This window comes from Lysinibacillus sp. 2017 (assembly GCF_003073375.1).
Taxonomy (GTDB): Bacteria; Bacillota; Bacilli; order Bacillales_A; family Planococcaceae; genus Solibacillus.
Window position 1 is genome coordinate 495,338 of the sequence record NZ_CP029002.1, and the last position, 17,301, is coordinate 512,638.

General features: G+C 38.9%; 15 protein-coding genes. All 15 read left to right on the plus strand.

What is annotated here, in order from left to right:
• Positions 1-167 precede the first annotated feature (167 nt).
• The 15 genes from DCE79_RS02275 (at position 168) to rpiB (ending at position 17,292) form a co-directional block, all read left to right on the plus strand.
• Entirely contained in the window at positions 168-1,022 is an 855-nt protein-coding gene (locus DCE79_RS02275) for a class II fructose-bisphosphate aldolase (protein WP_108711511.1), read from the plus strand.
• A gap of 173 nt (positions 1,023-1,195) precedes the next feature.
• Complete coding sequence (fsa, locus tag DCE79_RS02280; protein ID WP_108711512.1) at positions 1,196-1,846, plus strand: fructose-6-phosphate aldolase; 651 nt, start codon at positions 1,196-1,198, stop codon at positions 1,844-1,846.
• A gap of 77 nt (positions 1,847-1,923) precedes the next feature.
• Entirely contained in the window at positions 1,924-3,204 is a 1,281-nt protein-coding gene (locus DCE79_RS02285) for a UDP-N-acetylglucosamine 1-carboxyvinyltransferase (RefSeq protein WP_108711513.1), read from the plus strand.
• Positions 3,205-3,417: 213 nt separating this feature from the next.
• The gene (gene glpX / locus DCE79_RS02290) at positions 3,418-4,383 is read left to right on the plus strand and encodes a class II fructose-bisphosphatase (RefSeq protein ID WP_108711514.1); all 966 of its coding nucleotides are present in this window, start codon (positions 3,418-3,420) and stop codon (positions 4,381-4,383) included.
• Between the two features lie 261 nt (positions 4,384-4,644).
• The gene (rho, locus tag DCE79_RS02295; protein ID WP_108711515.1) at positions 4,645-5,931 is read left to right on the plus strand and encodes a transcription termination factor Rho; all 1,287 of its coding nucleotides are present in this window, start codon (positions 4,645-4,647) and stop codon (positions 5,929-5,931) included.
• 186 nt (positions 5,932-6,117) lie between these two features.
• Entirely contained in the window at positions 6,118-6,318 is a 201-nt protein-coding gene (gene rpmE, locus DCE79_RS02300) for a 50S ribosomal protein L31 (RefSeq protein WP_108711516.1), read from the plus strand.
• Positions 6,319-6,693: 375 nt separating this feature from the next.
• Entirely contained in the window at positions 6,694-7,266 is a 573-nt protein-coding gene (locus DCE79_RS02305; protein WP_108711517.1) for a thymidine kinase, read from the plus strand.
• Positions 7,267-7,416: 150 nt separating this feature from the next.
• On the plus strand, positions 7,417-8,493 hold the full coding sequence (gene prfA / locus DCE79_RS02310; protein ID WP_108711518.1) for a peptide chain release factor 1: 1,077 nt from the start codon (positions 7,417-7,419) through the stop codon (positions 8,491-8,493).
• Positions 8,480-9,343, plus strand: a complete 864-nt coding sequence (gene prmC / locus DCE79_RS02315; protein ID WP_108711519.1) for a peptide chain release factor N(5)-glutamine methyltransferase — start codon at positions 8,480-8,482, stop codon at positions 9,341-9,343. The genes prfA and prmC overlap by 14 nt, the downstream gene beginning before the upstream one ends.
• A gap of 45 nt (positions 9,344-9,388) precedes the next feature.
• On the plus strand, positions 9,389-9,955 hold the full coding sequence (locus DCE79_RS02320) for a stage II sporulation protein R (protein WP_108711520.1): 567 nt from the start codon (positions 9,389-9,391) through the stop codon (positions 9,953-9,955).
• Positions 9,956-10,039: 84 nt separating this feature from the next.
• The gene (locus DCE79_RS02325; RefSeq protein WP_108711521.1) at positions 10,040-11,086 is read left to right on the plus strand and encodes an L-threonylcarbamoyladenylate synthase; all 1,047 of its coding nucleotides are present in this window, start codon (positions 10,040-10,042) and stop codon (positions 11,084-11,086) included.
• A 126-nt stretch (positions 11,087-11,212) separates the two neighbouring features.
• A complete protein-coding gene (locus tag DCE79_RS02330; RefSeq protein ID WP_108711522.1) occupies positions 11,213-11,710 on the plus strand; it encodes a manganese efflux pump in 498 nt (165 codons plus the stop codon).
• A 64-nt stretch (positions 11,711-11,774) separates the two neighbouring features.
• Positions 11,775-12,179 (plus strand): low molecular weight protein arginine phosphatase, encoded by a 405-nt coding sequence (locus DCE79_RS02335; protein WP_234417313.1) that lies wholly within the window; start codon positions 11,775-11,777, stop codon positions 12,177-12,179.
• Positions 12,180-13,472: a methyl-accepting chemotaxis protein gene (locus DCE79_RS02340; protein WP_108711524.1), complete on the plus strand. Its 1,293-nt coding sequence runs from the start codon at positions 12,180-12,182 to the stop codon at positions 13,470-13,472.
• Between the two features lie 3,373 nt (positions 13,473-16,845).
• Positions 16,846-17,292 carry a ribose 5-phosphate isomerase B gene (gene rpiB / locus DCE79_RS02345; protein ID WP_108711525.1) on the plus strand — a complete coding sequence of 149 codons (447 nt, stop codon included), beginning with the start codon at positions 16,846-16,848 and terminating at the stop codon, positions 17,290-17,292.
• The last annotated feature ends 9 nt before the right edge of the window (positions 17,293-17,301 follow it).

Here is a 17,301-nt window from a genome sequence, read left to right on the forward strand (position 1 = left end):
TAGCTTATGCTGTCTGTTTTTGTTATGATAAATTTGAATGTATATTGTTCATTGAAAGGAACAAAACCTTTTAATTAACTATAGAAATAACACTATTTCAAAAGCATAAACACAAACTATGTTTTTCTAGTAGCGAATTATTAATGTATCTTCGAGGAGGATTTATAATGGCATTAGTTTCAATGAAAGAAATGTTAATTACAGCAAAAGCTGAAGGTTATGCAGTTGGTCAATTTAACATCAACAACTTAGAATGGACACAAGCAATTTTACAAGCAGCTGAAGAAGAAAAATCTCCAGTTATTTTAGGCGTATCTGAAGGCGCTGGAAAATATATGGGCGGATTTATCGCAGTTGTAAAAATGGTTGAAGGCTTAATGGAAAGCTATAAAGTTTCAGTGCCAGTTGCCATTCATTTAGATCATGGTTCAAGCTTTGAAAAATGTAAAGAAGCAATCGATGCTGGATTTACGTCTGTAATGATTGATGCTTCTCACTATCCATACGAAGAGAACGTAGCTATTACAAAAAACGTTGTAGACTATGCACATGCACGTAACATATCAGTAGAAGCAGAACTTGGTACAGTTGGTGGCGAAGAAGATGGCGTAATCGGTGGTATTATGTATGCAAACCCACAGGAATGTAAAGCATTAGTGGAAGCAACAGGTATCGATTGCCTAGCACCAGCATTAGGTTCAGTACACGGACCATATAAAGGTGAGCCAAACTTAGGCTTCGCTGAAATGGAAGAAATTTCTACGTTAACAGATTTACCATTAGTACTACACGGTGGTACTGGTATCCCAACAAAAGATATCCAACGTTCAGTTTCATTAGGTACTGCGAAAATTAACGTCAACACAGAAAACCAAATCGCGGCAACAAAAGTGATCCGTGAATTTTTAAATAGCGATTCAAAAGCATATGACCCACGTAAATATTTAGGCCCAGCTCGTGAAGCGATTAAAGCAACTGTAATCGGTAAAATGCGCGAATTTGGTAGCTCTCAAAAAGCATAATAAGATAAAGCTCCAAACATCTCGTCCGTTAAATGGGCGGGATGTGTTTTTCTACATACGTGTAGAAATATTAGCAGTGATTGAATAATTTGTAATAAAAATTAACGACCTTATTAAAAAAAATCAATAAAGTATATACACTTTATTGACCAAACCCACGGAGGAAAAAAACAATGAAATTTTTTATCGATACAGCAAACTTTGACGAAATTAAAGAAGCCTATTCATGGGGGATTCTTTCAGGTGTAACAACAAATCCATCATTAGTAGCAAAAGAAGAAGGCGTAAACTTCCATGACCGCTTACGTGAAATCGCAGAACTAGTAAACGGTTCAGTTTCAGGTGAAGTAATTTCTTTAGAAGCAGAAGGAATGATTCGTGAAGGGGAAGAATTAGCAGCAATTCACCCAAACATTACAGTGAAACTTCCAATGACTCCAGAAGGCTTAAAAGCTTGTAAACACTTCTCAGAAAAAGGTATTAAAACAAATATCACATTAATCTTCTCAGCAAACCAAGCATTAATGGCTGCTCGTGCAGGTGCATCATATGTATCACCATTTTTAGGACGCTTAGATGATATCGGTCAAGACGGCGTTGAATTAATTCGTGAAATTGCAGAAATCTTTGCGATTCATGAAATCCCATCAGAAATTATTGCTGCATCTATTCGTCATCCACAACATATTACGCAAGCAGCCTTAGCAGGTGCACATATTGCGACAACACCATATAAAGTTTTACAACAATTATTCAAACATCCATTAACAGACAAAGGAATTGAAGGATTTTTAGCGGATTGGGCAAAGCGTGAAGGGAAATAATAAGAAGAAATAAAACTTCAGCTTTAAAAAACCAATAAACACGTTAAAAATTTGTCCAATCGTAAGGAGAACGCAAAATGGATGTATATAAAATTAGAGGCGAACGCCGACTACAAGGTCAAGTAACCGTCAGTGGTGCAAAAAATAGTGCAGTAGCTTTAATTCCTGCATCAATTTTAGCGGGTTCTACCGTTACTATTGGAGGAATTCCTGAAATTTCAGATGCATGGACATTAAAAGCTTTACTAGAAGAAATCGGCGGAGAAGTGTCATTTGAAAATGGTCAAATGACAATTGATCCGACAAAAATGGTAGCCATGCCTTTACCAAATGGTAACGTGAAAAAGCTCCGTGCCTCTTACTATATGATGGGCGCGATGCTAGGTCGTTTTAAACAAGCAGTTATTGGATTACCAGGCGGCTGTTTTTTAGGGCCACGTCCAATTGATCAACATATTAAAGGATTCGAAGCATTAGGGGCGAAAGTTACGAATGAGCATGGTGCGATTTATTTACGCGCAGATGAACTAATCGGTGCAAAAATTTATTTAGACGTTGCCAGTGTAGGAGCGACGATTAATATTATGCTCGCTGCAGTACGTGCAACAGGTAAAACTGTTATCGAAAATGCAGCAAAAGAGCCAGAAATTATTGACGTAGCAACACTTTTAACGAATATGGGTGCCAATATTAAAGGTGCAGGTACAAATGTTATTCGTATTGAAGGTGTTGACGAACTACGAGGTACGAACCATACGATTATTCCGGACCGTATTGAAGCAGCCACATTTATGATTATGGCTGCAGCAATGGGAGATGGTGTAGAAATCGACAATGTCATTCCACTCCATTTAGAAGCAGTAACGGCGAAGCTACGTGAAATGGGCGTCAAAGTAGAAGAAAAAGAAGAAAGTATCTTTATTCCAAAACAAGAGACTCCATTTAAAGCAGTAGATGTAAAAACACTTGTATATCCTGGATTCCCAACAGATGTCCAACAGCCATTATCTGTATTAATGACACAGGCAGAAGGTACATCAAAAATAACGGACACAATTTATTCTGCCCGCTTTAAACATATTGATGAGCTCCGTCGTATGACCGCGAAAGCCCGTGTTGAAGGTAGTACTTCCATCATTCAAGGACCAACTGCATTGGAAGGTTCAACGGTGACAGCTTCGGATTTACGAGCTGGTGCGGCACTGGTATTAGCAGGTTTACTTGCAAAAGGCGAGACGGAAATTCACGATATTTATCATATTGAGCGCGGTTATAGCCATTTAATCGATAAATTATGTGCAATTGGTGCGGATATCCGTAAAGAATCGATTGTCATTAATGCCAATAAAAAGGCATAAATTATAATGAGCAAAGTTTAGTGAAAAATTATTAGGAAAAACATCATTTCACTTACTTTAGTGAAATGTGTTTTTCATAATGAATGTGATACAATAAAACAGATTTACGAATTCATTAAAATAAATTAGATTGATTATATAGTTTATTACAGCATTGGTCTCGTGAAATGTTGTAAGTTTTGGCTTTAACCGATCACAGGAGGCAAACACAAAATGGAACGTAGTTTATCAATGGAAGTAGTACGTGTAACAGAAGCGGCAGCGATTGCATCTGCAAAATGGATGGGACGCGGTCAAAAAATCGAAGCAGATGACGCAGCAACAACAGCAATGCGTGTTATGTTCGATACAATCCCAATGCATGCAACAGTTGTAATTGGTGAAGGTGAAATGGATGAAGCACCGATGCTTTATATTGGTGAAGAACTAGGACTTCGTAACGGCGGACCAGAAGTTGATATTGCTGTAGATCCATTAGAAGGTACGAATATCGTAGCGAAGGGTACAAATGGGGCAATGACAGTTCTTGCAATTGCAGACCGTGGTAACCTTTTAAATGCTCCAGATATGTACATGGAAAAAATTGCTGTAGGTCCAGAAGCAGCAGGTAAAGTAGACATTAATGCCTCTGTAACTTATAACTTATTACAAGTTGCAAAAGCAAAAAATAAAGACATTTCAGATGTCGTAGCGATTCTTTTAGACCGCCCACGTCACCAAGCAATCGTAGATGAAATTCGCGAAGCTGGTGCATGTATTAAATTCATCCAAGACGGTGATGTTGGAGCAGCAATTGACACAGCATTTGATGAAACGGGTATCGATATTATGTTCGGTATGGGTGGTGCTCCTGAAGGTGTTATTTCAGCTGTAGCGTTAAAATGTTTAGGTGGCGATTTCCAAGCTAAATTAGTACCTGAAAATGATGAACAATTAGAGCGATGCAAAAAAATGGGCATTGATGTTGACAAAGTATTAATGATGGATGATTTAGTAAAAGGTGATGATGCAATTTTTGCAGCAACAGCCGTTACAGATACAGGATTATTACGTGGCGTTAAATACAAAGGCTCATATGCACTAACACACTCAGTGGTTATGCGTGCAAAAACAGGCACAGTTCGTTTCATCGAAGGCCGTCACAGCATTGCAAAAAAACCAAACTATAAACAAAAATAAAGTGAATCTTTGATCAATAAGGGTGACACTTACCCGTTATTGCTAGATAAATTCTTCTTTATAATGAGAGCTCGTGTTGTGCTATGGAATCCCTTTAACCTCAGTAGAACTCATTATAACTAATGCCCGGTTATTACTACCGGGCATCTTTCAAATAAAGTACCTCAATTTAATAAATTCCTAAAATATAAATAAGTAAGTTTCAAAACCTCGTGTATCCAAAGCGCGATGGAAAAATTTAAGGTAGACTGGAGAACAAATATGTCAGCATTAACCATTGCTCAATTAGAAAGCATGACATTAAAAGAACTATATGCTTTAGCGAAGCAATATAAATTAACAAATGCCAGCAAATTAAACAAAAAGGAACTGATTTTTGCTATTTTAAAATCACGTTCAGAACAAGAAGGCTTCTTCTTTATGGAAGGTGTACTTGAAATTATTCCTACTGATGGATTTGGCTTCTTACGCCCAATCAACTATTCTCCGTCTAAAGAAGACATTTACATTTCGGCATCACAAATTCGCCGATTCGATTTACGTAATGGGGATAAAGTATCAGGGAAAGTACGTCCGCCAAAAGAAAACGAACGTTATTACGGTTTGTTACAAGTAGATGCAGTAAATGGAGAAGATCCAGAAATCGCAAAAGAACGTGTGCATTTCCCTGGATTAACGCCACTTTACCCAGATCGTCACATCAAACTAGAAACAACTTCATCAAGCATTTCAACACGTATTATGGATTTAGTTGCGCCAGTTGGTTTTGGTCAGCGTGGTTTAATCGTTGCACCACCAAAAGCGGGTAAAACGTCATTATTAAAAGAAATTGCGAATTCCATTACAACGAATCACCCAGAAGCTGAATTAATCGTGTTATTAATCGATGAACGTCCTGAAGAGGTAACGGATATTGAACGTTCGGTAAATGCAGATGTTGTATCATCTACATTCGATCAAGTACCAGAAAACCATGTAAAAGTGGCAGAAATGGTATTAGAGCGTGCGCGTCGTTTAGTAGAACATAAGCGCGATGTTATCATTTTAATGGACTCGATTACTCGACTAGCACGTGCATATAACTTAGTAATTCCTCCAAGTGGTCGTACACTTTCAGGTGGTATTGATCCAGCTGCATTCCACCGTCCAAAACGCTTCTTCGGTTCAGCACGTAATATTGAGGATGGCGGTAGCTTAACGATTTTAGCAACTGCACTTGTTGATACAGGTAGCCGAATGGATGAAGTAATTTACGAGGAATTCAAAGGGACAGGTAACTTAGAATTGCACTTAGATCGCAATTTAGCAGAACGTCGTATTTTCCCAGCAATCGACATTCGTCGTTCAGGTACACGAAAAGAAGAGTTACTTATTCCAAAAGATCAGTTAGATAAACTATGGGCAATTCGTAAAACATTTAGTGATTCGTTTGATTTTACAGAGAAGTTTTTACGTAAGCTTCGCACAACAAAATCCAATGAAGAGTTTTTTGAAAAGCTAGATACAGATATGAAAAAAGCAACTAAAGGTACAAAAGGGTTATTATAATTAAGTTTAATAAAAATAAAATAGTTGCATCACCAAAAAAATACTGCTATAATTTTTGAAGTATGAAACGTGCACATATATAGCTGACCTCGAAACATTGTGTAAACAATGCCATATTCGGGCTATGTAAGGTGCAGTTCGAAATACTCTGTTCCAGATGGTTCAGGGCGAGAGGAGAAAACGAATATGAAACAAGGTATCCATCCAGAATACAAAACTGCAACAGTAGTATGCTCTTGCGGTAACACTTTCGAAACTGGTTCAGTTAAAGAAAAAATTTCTGTCGAGTTCTGTAACGAATGTCACCCATTCTACACAGGTCGTCAAAAATTCGCTTCTGCTGACGGTCGTGTTGATAAATTCAACAAAAAATACGGTATCAAGTAATATCGTTGCCCATTTCCACACTAGTGGAAATGGGCTTTTTATTTTTTAAGGAAATTATAAATCCATCGTAGTGTGGATAACTTTTAAATAAAGCATATCTCACGTCTAGGCTAAAGCGCCAACCCCTCGAGCTTTTCGTTCCCTCTATTGATGCGTGATAGAACGTACTTTCTTGTCGGGTCCTCCAAAGCTGTTCGGGGCTAAACGGACGCTTTAGCACTTTTGTTCTTATATAAAACTTTACGACAACTAAGAATAGACGAATCACAAAAAACTAGCTAAGATAAAAGAAGTAAATAAAATAGTTAACCTTGGGGAAATTGCTCAAGGTTTTTTTCTTGTCGATAAGAAACCGTTGGAAAAGGGGTAGAAAGAATGGCGCAATTATTTTTTAAGCATGGTGCGATGAATAGTGGAAAATCAATTGAAATTTTAAAAGTAGCGCATAACTATGAAGAACAAAACAAACCCGTATTAATTTTTACATCGAGTATTGATACACGAGATGAAGTGGGCGTTGTTTCAAGTCGTATTGGATTACGTCGAAATGCAACGGCAGTCTTTAAAGATACAAACCTTTTTGAAATCGTAAAAAACCATGATGAACAATTATATTGTGTATTAGTAGATGAAGTGCAATTTTTAACAAAGGAGCATGTTCTTCAACTAACGCAAATTGTGGATGAACTGAATATACCTGTTATGGGCTTTGGGTTAAAAAATGACTTTCAAAACGAATTATTTGAAGGTAGCCGCTACATGTTGATTTATGCAGACAAAATCGAGGAAATGAAAACAATTTGCTGGTTCTGTCATAAGAAAGCGACGATGAATATACGCGTCGATGAAAATAAAAAACCCGTACGTGCAGGTGATCAAATTCAAATTGGGGGTAATGATAGTTATTACCCCGTTTGCCGCAAATGTCACAGCAACCCACCACTTTAAAATTTGCGAATAAGCATTATTTTACGAAAGTTTTACGCATATAGGTAGCAACACGAGCATAATTTCTTTATACTTATGTAGGTAGATTTTTTAAGGAAAACTGAGCGCAAAATAAACAAATCGTTGAAAATAAATTTTGAGGTGAAATAGATGTTTGATCGTTTACAGGCGGTTGAAGACCGTTACGAAAGACTAAATGAATTATTAAGTGACCCGGATATCGTAAGTGATACAAAGAAATTACGTGAATATTCAAAGGAGCAATCAGACATTCAAGATATGGTTGCGGTTTACCGTGAATACAAATTAGTTAAAGAACAACTTGCCGATGCACGTGAAATGTTGGAGATGGAAAAAGATCCAGAAATGTTCGAAATGGTAAAAGAAGAGTTTAACGAATTAAATAAGCAACTTCCTGAGTTTGAGGAACGTTTACGTGTTTTATTAATTCCAAAAGACCCGAATGATTCGAAAAACGTAATTATGGAAATTCGTGGTGCAGCAGGTGGCGATGAGGCCAATATTTTCGCAGGCGACTTATTCCGTATGTATACACGTTATGCAGAAACACAAAACTGGAAAATTGATATTATGGAAGCTACACCAAACCCAGCTGGTGGTTATAAAGAAGTTATCTTTATGATTAATGGGCAAGGAGCTTACTCTAAATTCAAATATGAAAACGGAGCACACCGTGTACAACGTGTCCCAGCAACTGAATCACAAGGCCGTATTCACACATCTACTGCAACAGTAGCATGTCTTCCAGAAATGCATGTAGAAGATGTTGAAATTCATGATAAAGATATCCGTGTTGATACATTCGCCTCTTCTGGTGCTGGTGGTCAGTCGGTAAATACAACGATGTCTGCTGTACGTATGATCCATTTACCTACAGGGGTTGTTGTATCGATGCAAGATGAGCGTTCTCAAATTAAGAACCGTGAAAAAGCGATGAAAATTTTAGTGGCACGTGTAGCAGAAAAACACCGTGCAGAAGCACAAGCTGAAATCGATTCTACTCGTAAGTCAGCAGTCGGAACAGGCGACCGTTCTGAACGTATCCGTACTTACAACTATCCGCAAAACCGTGTAACAGATCACCGTATTGGTTTAACGATTCAAAAATTAGACCAAATCGTTGAAGGAAAACTGGATGAAATCATCGATGCACTAATTTTAGATGAACAAGCAGAACGCTTAGCGAACTTAAATGAAAATGTATAAAACAATTTTTGAGGCCCTGAATGGGGCTTCTTCTTTTTTAGAGGAAAATGGTCGCGAAGGAAATGCTGCACGCCTATTACTGCAGCATATTTTACAGACGAATTATTCAGGGCTTATGATGAAAATGCATGATGCGATGACCGATGAACAAGCCACACTTTTCCAGTCCTATATCGAACTTCATGTTAAAGGACAACCTGTGCAATATATTATGGGTGTAGAGGAATTTTACGGTCGTACATTTTCAGTCGACGAATCAGTATTAATCCCGAGACCAGAAACAGAGGAATTAATCGTCGGATCGTTAGCGCGTATGCAAAAGCTTTTTGGGGAAACTAAAAACCTCAAGCTAGCTGATATTGGAACAGGTAGTGGTGCGATTGCGATTACGATGAAGAAAGAGCAGCCAACGCTTGATGTAACAGCAACGGATCTTTCAGAAGCAGCACTAATTACCGCTCAAAAAAATGCAAATCAGCTAGGTGCAGCTATTACGTTTAAATTAGGCGACCTTACAACCCCGATTTCAGAAGAAAAGTGGGATATTGTCTTGTCAAATCCCCCGTATATTGCATTTGATGATATGAAGGACATGTCAGATGTTGTTGTCGAGCATGAACCACATAGTGCCTTATTTGCAGATGAAGACGGGTTAATCTTATACCGGAAATTAGCGGAAAATTTACCTGCATTAATGAATAAGCCAGCATTAATCGGACTTGAAATTGGTTATACACAAGGACAAGCAGTAGCAGAATTATTTAAAAATAGTTTTCCACAAGCACAAGTTTCAATCGTAAAAGATATTAATAAAAAAGATCGAATGGTTTTTTGCGAGATTTATGAATAAATTCTTTCTTCTTTGCTAACAATTGCTAGCAAGGGAGGAATTGATATGTTAAATGATTACGAGATTCAAAAAAAGAATACAGCGCTATTAGGAAAAATACTGCAATTCGTTGCTAGTTTATTAATATTATATGGGGTTGCTAGTTTTGTACCGGGCTTTGTAGAGGATGTGCAAGCAATTCAGCTTAAAGAGTCGGAAAGCTTAAAAATAAGGGTTATTGCCAATAGCTCTTCAAAAAGTGATCAACAGCAAAAACAATTAATTGTGGATAATATTCAGACATTTATACGCGAAAATGAGGTTAATCCCGAACATATCCACAGTTTCGAACGAATTTATCAAGAAATTCAGAAAACTTATCCAGATATACATGTGGAAATGTTAATTGGGGATAACTTAATTCCAGCAAAAATTCAAAATGCGCAATTTTATCCACAAAACAGGTATCATTCAGTCGTTTATAAAATTGGTAGTGGGCGGGGAGAAAACTGGTTCTGTGCAGTGTTTCCAACGCTTTGTATACCACAACAACAACAATCTGAAAAAGAAAGACCACCATCATATTTTTATGAATGGTTTCAAAAAAAGAAACAAAAAGTTAATCACAGTTAATGGAAACTTATGCACAATCGGTTGTTAATTATTAACAAATTGTGGATAGAAATTTAAAAAACGCATTAGAAAGGGGGTTATCCCATGGAGACAATTCAATTACATGTGGATAAGAATGTGGATAATTCTGAAAATTATGCACAAGCTGTGAATTTCTTAAATAATCGAGAAGTAGTCGCATTTCCAACAGAAACAGTTTATGGGTTAGGTGCAGTTGCGACGGATGACGTGGCAGTGAAGAAAATCTTTGCAGCAAAAGGTCGCCCTTCTGATAACCCACTTATTGTACATATCGGTACATTTGAAGAAGTCGAGCTTTACACAGAGCAAATACCCGATGTTGCGAAAAAATGTATGGCTGCATTTTGGCCAGGACCATTAACGCTCATATTGCAAGCGAAGCCGAATGTTTTAGCACCAAGTGTGATGGCTGGATTACAATCAGTCGGTATTCGTATGCCGAATCATCCAGTGGCATTACAGCTATTACAAACGATTAAAAAACCACTGGCTGCTCCGAGTGCGAACCGTAGCGGCAAACCAAGTCCTACAAAAGCCAGTCATGTATTTGAAGATTTATCGGGGTTAATTCCATGTATTCTAGATGGAGGTATGACAGGTATCGGTGTGGAATCGACCGTTTTGGATGTCACTTTAGAGCAACCTGTTATTTTACGTCCAGGTGGCGTGACGAAGGAAATGTTGGAACAAGTAATTGGTCCTGTACTAGAACCAAACTTTGAACAACAAAAAATCGAATCAACACCAAAAGCGCCCGGTATGAAATATACACATTATGCACCGAATGCACCTGTTTATTTAATTGAGCCTGATGAACAACTCGTACAGCAAGCCCTTCAACAATTGAAACAGGCCAATCATCAAGTGGCATTATTAGCACCTCAAAGCTTCGAAACATTTGAAGCGGATCACTATTTCTCTTTAGGGGATAAAGAGGATATGCAACAAATGAGTGCACGATTGTATGATGCTTTACGTGCATGCGATAAAACAGAAGCGACGATTATTTTGGCAACAGCAACGACTAAAAAAGGTGTCGGAACCGCCATTATGAACCGTCTCGAAAAAGCTGCTGGTGGTAAATGGTATACAACGACTGAATTTAAATAAATATAGATATGAATAAGGGAGATACCGTAAGTTTAGTTGACGGTATCTCCCTTATTTCATTCTAGATGGATAATGGGCACTGTAAATGCATAAATTACAGCAGAACTTTAATGAAAGGAGAGCTGCGTGCAAGAAATTATCGCAGGTATTTTAATGTCATTTGATGTTGTTGCCCTCTATTTAATCTCATCAAAAGTACGTGCTAAATTTTTACTAGCACTGTGGACAGCCTTTCTTCACATGCTTTTTCCATTTTTAGGATTCCGATTTGGTGAGTGGGCATCAAACTTTTTAGCAAGTTGGACAATGCCACTTTCTTCTTTATTATTATTTTTTGTTGGATTGCAATTATTATTATCATCTAAAAACGTAGACGTACCCTTAATTCCATTACCAATAATCGCTATATTCGCAAGTTTAGATACCTTTTCAGTTAGCCTTTCTTTTGGTATGCTAAATTTAGAAAAATCTGTTTTTATTATTAGTGCAGGGGTAGCTACATTTATATTATCCTATATTTCACTATTAATCGCACAAAGATCTGAGTTGTTAAAAAGCTATATATTTAAAAGGGTTGCAGGATTAATATTAATTGTAATGAGTATATTGCTAATAAAATGGTAAGATAAGGGAAGTGGTCACGATGAATATTTACTTTGTTTGCACGGGAAATACTTGTAGAAGTCCAATGGCAGAAGCAATTTTAAAAAGCAAATCTATAAAAGGGGTTGAAGTGCGTTCGGCCGGAATCTATGCCTATGAAGGAAGTCCGATATCTGAACATGCAAATGCTGTACTGAATCAAGAAAATATAAAAACTAATCACAAGTCTTCGTTATTTAACGAGCAAGATGCTGAGTGGGCAGATTTAATATTAACGATGACGACCGCACATAAAGCAAAAATTTTATATTCATTTGAAGAAGCACATGGAAAAACATATACACTAAAGGAATTTGCGATGCCTGGGGATGCTCATGATATTCAAGATCCATTTGGCGGAGATTTCTTTGTGTACAAGCAAACATTTGAACAGTTAAACGAAGCTATTAACAAACTAGAAATTAAATTAAAGATGGAGGAGGAAATCTAGATGAAATCAGAAAAAAAATTATTTAGTTTACGCAGAAAACTGGTTCTGTTCGTTGGGATATTAGCATTAGTAACGTATACATGTAGTTTCGTATTTATTGAATATTTACGTCCTACGTTCTTTGAGTCAACAAGCAGTAGCCTATTTCAAATTATTACATACGTGCTAGGAATTTTTTGGTCATGTGCGCTAGCAGCTGTTTTTAGTTTGGTCATTGTTCGACCGTTACAACGATTAGAACATTCAGCAAATGAAGTGGCAGAAGGTAAAATTGGCAAAGATGTTGAAATGCCCAAAACAAATGATGAAATTCGTTCGGTTGGAGAAGCGTTTCAAGCAATGGTGGAAAATTTACGCAAAATGGTGGATGGAATTGAAGGAAATTACAAAACGACCGATGAAACAATTCGGGAGTTATCGGATCAAAGTTCATCGGTCACAAGAAATGCTGAACAAATTACGATGAATATTTCACAAATCTCATCAGGTGCTGAATCTTCAGCCATCGCCATTCAAGAAACAGCAGAGGCTATCGAGGAAGTGCGTGAGCTAGCATCAGGAGTAAATGATAAGGCTATGCATTCAGCCGAGCGTTCAAAACATCTATTAGAAAATTTAACAACGACAACAGAAGCAATCAATGGTGTCGTAAATAGCATTCAAAAAATCGCTACGAATAATGAAAATGCATTAGTAAGCATTCGCGAGCTCGAAAAAAATGCCGAACAAATAGAGCGTATTATTGGTCTAGTAGGCGATATTGCAGGACAAACGAATTTATTAGCATTAAATGCATCGATCGAAGCTGCACGTGCAGGCGAACATGGGAAAGGTTTTGCCGTTGTAGCAGAAGAAGTGCGGGGCCTTGCCGATGAAAGTGCCAACGCCGTACATGGTATTACAACACTTATTCAAACCATGCAGCAAAACGTGAGCATTGTCGTGAAACAAATGAATGAACAAGTAGCGTTCGCGGTAAATGAGTCATCACGCGTTTCAGAAACGACAGCAGCTGTTGATAGTGTATCGGTTGCAATTCATGAAATGACAGACAACGTAATGAACATTTCAAACTTAGTCGATCAACAAATGAAAAATATTGAGCGTACGTCACGCCAATCCCAAGAAGTTGCGGCAATCGCACAGGAAACGTCAGCAAGTGCTCAAGAAGTAAGCGCCGCATCAGCTGAACAAGCCTATGCAATCAAACAAGTCGAAGCATTGGCTAACAATCTTCAACAACAATCAGCCGAGCTCTATAAAATGATTCAACAATTCGATCGTTCGAATTAAGACGCAACCAGTACTCGCCTAAAAGTGAGTGCTGGTTTTTTAATTCATTAAATATCGGGGCAAAGGGGATAGTCCTAGCTAGTTTTCTTCTAATTAAGAGTTTATGAAAGTGTATCGGGTATGGCAGGCTGGGCGCCCAGAGTCGCAAAGATATGTTGCACATATCTGTACGACTCTTCTTTGCGCCTTGTGCTAGGCCTGCCAAATCAAAGTGTAATCCATTCTACTTTTGCATGTATTCAGGGGCGGCGCTGTTGACGAGCAAAGGCGCCGTTTACTTTTAAAGTGAGTCCGTTGAATTTTGTGAGTTGAAGGGATTGTCAAGCTAGTCATATTCTAATAGAGATGTTATGAAAGTGTATCGGGTTTTGGCAGGCTGGGCGCCCAGAGTCGCAAAGATATGTTGCACATATCTGTACGACTCTTCTTTGCGCCTTGGGCTAGGCCTGCCAAATCAAAGGATTGTCCATTCTATTTTTGCATGTATTCAGGGGCGGCGCTGTTGGCGAGCAAAGGCGCCGTTTTTCTTTGAAGCGAGTCCGTTGAATTTGGTGGGTTGAAGGGATTGTCAGAGCTAGTCATCTTCTAATAGAGAGGTTATGAAAGTGTATCGGGTTTTGGCAGGCTGGCGCCCAGAGTCGTACAGATATGTTGCACATATCTGTACGACTCTTCTTTGCGCCTTGTGCTAGGCCTGCCAAATCAAAGTGTAATCCATTCTGCTTTTGCATGTATTCACGGGCGGCGCTGTTGACGAGCAAAGGCGCCGTTTACTTTTAAAGTGAGTCCGTTGAATTTGGTGGGTTGAAGGGATTGTCAGAGCTAGTCATCTTCTAATAGAGAGGTTATGAAAGTGTATCGTTTTTTTGGCAGGCTGGGCGCCCAGAGTCGCAAAGATATGTTGCACATATCTGTACGACTCTTCTTTGCGCCTTGTGCTAGGCCTGCCAAATCAAAGTGTAGTCCATTATGCTCTTACATGTATTCAGGGGCGGCGCTGTTGGCGAGCAAAGGCGCCGTTTTTCTTTAAGGCGAGTCCGTTGAATTTGGTGGGTTGAAGGGATTGTCAGAGCTAGTCATCTTCTAATAGAGAGGTTATGAAAGTGTATCGTTTTTTTGGCAGGCTACCGCATATCAGCAGCAGGGTCACGTGGTACGTGTCCCTACTACTGATACTGTTGCGGTATGCTAGGCCTGCCAAATCAAAGTTTAATCCATTCTACTTTTGCATGTATTCAGGGGCGGCGCTGTTGACGAGCAAAGGCGCCGTTTTTCTTTGAAGCGAGTCCTTTGAATTTGGTAGATCAAAGGGATTGTCAGAGCTAATTATTTTCTAATAAAGATGTTATAAAAGTGTATTGGGTTTTGGCAGGCGACCGCATATCAACAGCAGGGTCACGTGGTACGTGTCCCTACTACTGATACTGTTGCGGTATGCTAGGCCTGCCAAATCAAAGGATAGTCCATTCTACTTTTACATGTATTCAGGGGCGGCGCTGTTGGCGAGCAAAGGCGCCGTTTTTCTTTTAAAGTGAGTCCTTTGAATTAAGTGTGAAAGGGACTGTCCCAGATTCTCTTTTTGTAAGGGGGTGAATATATGGATAGATAAGGTTCAATAGTTGTCGAAGCCTTCATATTCTATAATGGTAGGATAAATACATTGTGATTTTACCTACTTTATAAAAAGATTCACCCAATAAAAAGACTGGCGCCTACCACTGTAAGCGCCAGCACGTGAATATAAGTAAAAGGAAAATGGATACACCTTATATTGGCAGGTCTTTCACGAAGCACAAAGGCGAGTCGTACAGACATGTGCAACATGGCTGTGCGGCTTGCGTGCGAAGAACCTGCCAAAAATGACTACACCTGAATAACCTTTTCATTAGAAGACTGAAAGAGGCTTTGTGAATGTGCTACGCCCGCCCAAACGAAACACCCGAATACCACTTTAATAAAAGGCAGATTCACTGAACTGTATCTTTCTCTACTTTATAAGGAAGATTCGATAAATTTAGAAGACTGGCGCCTACCACTGTAAGCGCCAGCACGTGAATATAAGCAAAAGGAAAATGGATACACCAAGTATTGGCAGGTCTTTCACGAAGCACAAAGGCGAGTCGTACAGACATGTGCAACATGACTGTGCGGCTTGCGTGCGAAGAACCTGCCAAAAATGACTACACCTGAATAACCCTTTCATTAGAAGACCGAAAGAGGCTTTGTGAATGTGTGCTACGCCCGCCCAAACGAAACACCCGAATCACCCCTATAACAAAGGATGAATTCACTATGATAAACCCTACTGTATAAAAAGATTCACCCAATAAAAAGACTGGCGCCTACCACTGTAAGCGCCAGCACGTGAATACGAGCAAAAGGAAAATGGATACACTAAATATTGGCGGATCTTTCACGAAGCACAAAGGCGAGTCGTACAGACATGTGCAACATGGCTGTGCGGCTTGCGTGCGAAGAACCCGCCAAATGACTATGCTTGAATAACCACTTTAATAAAAGGCAGATCCATTTGAACTTTCTCTACTTTATAAGGAAGATTCGATAAATTTAGAAGACTGGCGCCTACCACTGTAAGCGCCAGCACGTGAATACAAGCAAAAGGAAAATGGATACACCAAGTATTGGCAGGTCTTTCACGAAGCACAAAGGCGAGTCGTACAGACATGTGCAACATGACTGTGCGGCTTGCGTGCGAAGAACCTGCCAAATGGACTATGCTTGAATAACCACTTTAATAAAAGGCAGATTCACTGAACTGTATCTTTCTCAACTTTATAAGGAAGATTCGATGAATTTAGAAGACTGGCGCCTACCACTGTAAGCGCCAGCACGTGAATATAAGCAAAAGGAAAATGGATAACACCATGTATTGGCAGGTCTTTCACGAAGCACAAAGGCGAGTTGTACAGACATGTGCAACATGGCTGTGCGGCTTGCGTGCGAAGAACCTGCCAAATGACTATGCTTGAATAACCACTTTAATAAAGGATGAATTCACTATGATTTCCCCGATTTTACAAAAAGACAGATTGTGACATTATCTTGGCTGTGCGGCTTGCGTGCGAAGAACCCGCCAAATGACTATGCCCGAATCACCACTTCATTAATATCCCCCTATACATAAAACACCCCCACCCTTATTAAATCCAGAAACAAAATAATTAATGCGATTTCCGTATGTTACTGACAACCAAATCGTCAAATATACGCAAAAAACTAACGATTATGTATTTGTAAGCTAGAATATTCGGATTTTATGCGAAAATCAGAAAACTTCTCACTAAAATACGTGTTAATCTAAAGCAATAAATGGTACACTGTTGTTGAATATAATTGAAAGAGGGAACTTCACATGAAAATTGCGATTTCTTCCGATCATGGTGGCAATAATTTACGCAAAGAAATTATGTCGCTATTAGACGAACTATCAATCAGCTATGAAGATTTTGGTCCACAATCAAATGATTCAGTCGATTATCCAGACTATGCACGCCCAGTTGCTGAGAAAGTTGCAGCAGGTGAGTTTGACCGCGGTATTTTAATTTGTGGTACAGGAATTGGTATTTCGATTGCTGCGAACAAATTTAAAGGGATCCGTTGTGCATTAGTGCATGATGTATTTTCAGCAAAAGCAACACGTTGTCACAACGACTCAAACGTATTAGCAATGGGTGAACGTGTTATCGGCCCAGGACTTGCACGTGAAATCGTTACTACTTGGTTAAATACAGAATTTGAAGGTGGACGTCATACTCGCCGCGTAGAAAAAATTTCTGAAATTGAACAAGAGCAATTGTAGGTGACGCAG